This is a genomic window from Acidisoma sp. L85 (assembly GCF_009765865.1).
Taxonomy (GTDB): domain Bacteria; phylum Pseudomonadota; class Alphaproteobacteria; order Acetobacterales; family Acetobacteraceae; genus Acidisoma.
In genome coordinates, this window is sequence record NZ_LMUQ01000008.1 from 1 (window position 1) to 324 (window position 324).

The 324-nt window shown below is 49.4% G+C and carries 1 pseudogene; it reads left to right on the top strand.

Going from position 1 to position 324, the window contains the following annotated elements:
* Positions 1 to 185: pseudogene (locus tag GSQ83_RS01025) on the top strand (NAD-dependent dehydratase); the annotation flags it as partial.
* Between the last annotated feature and the right edge of the window lie 139 nt (positions 186 to 324).

Consider the following 324-nt stretch of genomic DNA (forward strand, 5'->3'; position numbering starts at 1 on the left):
AGAATGTAAAATACGAGGACATCGTGTCGTGGCCATTTGGCGATTTCATTTTCAATAGCGAGTTCGACAATATTTCCAGCACGATCAAGGCGCGGCAAGCGGGTTTCCACGATTGCATTGATACCGAAGAGATGTTCCGCCAGTTCTTTTCATCGTTGAAGGCGCGAAGAATCATTCCGGTCTAAAGCGAAATTCGTTGTGAGACCCGCGGTGCGGTTGCGTCATACGCGCTAGGGTTGTCCTTCCGAAATGCCAATGCAAACTTGCGACCAGCAGGCTGAGGGTCAACACGTGATAAAGTTTCCTACTCACGTCTTGAGACCT